Below are 2,597 nucleotides of genomic sequence, written 5' to 3' on the forward strand. Positions count from 1 at the left end.
AACCTGCGACTTTCCTGGGAAATTCAAAGATTGCGCCAGGGATTTTTATTAAAAAACCGTCCCAGTGTCGAAAGTTCGGCTATGTCGGCGTGACCCTCTGGAGCCACACCGGCCAGCCCATCGGCCTGATTGCGGTCATCGGCCGCCGCCCGCTGGCGAACCGCCCGCTCGCCGAGGCCACGCTGAAACTGGTGGCAGTGCGCGCCGCCGGCGAACTGGAGCGCATGTCGGCGGAGGCCGAACGCGATCACCTTATCCAGGACTTGCAGCACGCCTTGGCCCACGTGAAGTCCCTGAGCGGCCTGCTGCCGATCTGCGCCGGCTGCAAAAAAATCCGCGATGATAAAGGCTATTGGAACCAAGTGGAGAGCTACATAACCAAACACTCCGAAGCCACATTCACCCACGGCCTGTGCCCGGACTGCTCTAAACAATACTTCCCGGATCTGGATACCACTGCCTGCCCATGAAAGGAACTGATTACTGATAACCCATGACCCTTGAACCCATTCGTGTTCTGGTGGCAGATGATGACGCGGACATCGCGCGCGGCACCGCGCGGGTGTTGGAAAAGGCCGGCTACACCACGGCGACCGCCCTGAGCGGCGAGGACACCCTGTTGCTCCTGCCCACCTTCCGCCCGCATCTGGTGTTGCTGGATCTGGATATGCCGGGAATGGATGGCCTGGAAGTCGGCCGCCGGATCAAGGCCGACCCGGCGTTCGCGGAGGTCATTGTGGTTCTCATCTCGGGCACCTACACCCGCACGGAGGAACAGCTTACGGGCCTGGAATCAGGGGCGGATGGCTACTTGGTGCGCCCCATCTCCAATCGCGAATTGACGGTTCGCATCGAGACGTTCATCCGCATCCTACAACTGAATCACTCCTTGCGCGAGAAGAACGTTGAATTGGCCCGTACGGCGCGCGAATGGCAGACGACCTTTGACGCCACGAATGACGCCATCTGGATTCTGGACGCCGACCACCGCGTCATGCGCACCAATAAGACCGCCGAGCGGTTCTTCCAGCGTTCCTGCCAGGAGATGCTCGGCCAGCATTGCTGGGCCGTCATGCATGGCACGCCGGAGCCGCATCCGGATTGCCCCTTTGTCCGGGCGCGCCAGACCCGCCAGCGCGAGTCTGCGACCATGCTGGTGGGCGGGCGTTGGCTTGAAATTGTGGTGGACCCCATCTTTGACGATGCCGGCCAGTACGCCGGCGCGGTCCATATCGTGAGCGACATCCACGCGCGCAAGCAGGCGGAGGAAGAACTGGTGCGGCGGCTGGCCTTCGAGAAACTGCTGGCCGACCTCCAAGGGGAACTCTTAGCGGTTGATCCCGAGCATCTGGATGACGCGATCATCAGCGCGCAGCGTCAGCTTTGTCATTTTTTGGGCACCGACCGCTCCGCCCTCTGGCAAGGAAGCACGGAAGAACCTCAGCGGTTGCGGCTGACGCACCTGTGTACCCTGGATGCGATTCCGCCCGTTCCTCAGGATGTGACGGCTAATAGTCTGTTCCCTTGGATTACCGCACAATTGCTTGCCAAACAACCGGTAATCGTGCGCGACCCTGGAACCTTGCCAGCCGAGGCTGCCGTAGATCGCGATAACCTGATCTACTATGGAGACAAGGGAACGGTGGCGATCCCACTCACACTCGGAGAAGTTCCCATATTTGGTGCCCTGTCGTTTGCCGCCACAACGCAAGTAAGGGTGTGGACTGAGGCATTGCTCGCTCAATGTAAACTGATCGCACAGGTTTTCTCCAGCGCCATGGCGAGGAAGCTTTCTGAGCAGGCGCTGCGCGAGCGGGAAGCGCAACTGCGCCTTGTGACCGACCATGCGCCGATCCTCCTCATTCAGTGCGACTCGGAACGGCGCTACAAGTTTGTGAACGAGTCCTACCTGAAGTTGCTGGGGCGGCGCCGGGAGGAGGTCATTGGCAAGCACTTGCGGGACGTAGTGGGTGAAGCCGCGTATGCCTTGGTCAGCCCCTACCTGGATACCGCACTGGCCGGGCAAGTCGCGGAGTACGACCAGACGCTCCCGTTACCGGTCGGGCCGCGCGCGCTTCATGCCCGCTATGCGCCGGAGCACGATGCGGCGGGGCGCGTCATCGGGGTGATCGCCGCCATCGTTGACGTTACTGAATATAAGACGCTGGAAGCCCAGTTCCTGCGGGCGCAACGGTTGGACAGCCTCGGCGCGCTGGCTGGCGGCATCGCCCATGACCTGAACAACGTCCTGGCCCCCGTGCTGATGGCCGTGCCAGAATTGCGCAAAGAGGTCGGCGAATCGAGCAGCCGCTCGATGCTTGACGCCATGGAGACCAGCGCCCAGCGTGGGTCCGACATCATCAAGCAACTGCTCACCTTTGCTCGTGGCACCCCCGGTGCCCGAGTGTCCCTGCCCGTGCGTCCGATCCAAAAGGAACTGGTCAACATCATTCAGGAAACCTTCCCCCGAAATATCCGGGCGCACGTGGAAGCGGCCTATGACCTGTGGCCGGTGCTGGGCGACGCCACCCAGCTTCATCAAGCCCTCCTGAACCTGTGCATCAACGCCCGCGACGCCCTGCCCGAGGGCGGCACCA

2 protein-coding genes are annotated in these 2,597 nt (G+C 61.7%); both read left to right on the plus strand.

Translation table 11 applies throughout. The annotated features are described in order from the left end of the window. The coding region (locus tag WCO56_29525) for a hypothetical protein (protein ID MEI7733742.1) at positions 1-470 on the plus strand (470 nt) is incomplete at its 5' end. 23 nt (positions 471-493) lie between these two features. Continuing rightward, positions 494-2,597, plus strand: a 2,104-nt coding sequence (locus WCO56_29530; GenBank protein MEI7733743.1) for a PAS domain-containing protein, incomplete at its 3' end; no start/stop codon positions are given.

This window comes from Verrucomicrobiota bacterium (genome assembly GCA_037139415.1).
In the GTDB taxonomy this organism is placed as follows: Bacteria; Verrucomicrobiota; Verrucomicrobiia; order Limisphaerales; family Fontisphaeraceae; genus JBAXGN01.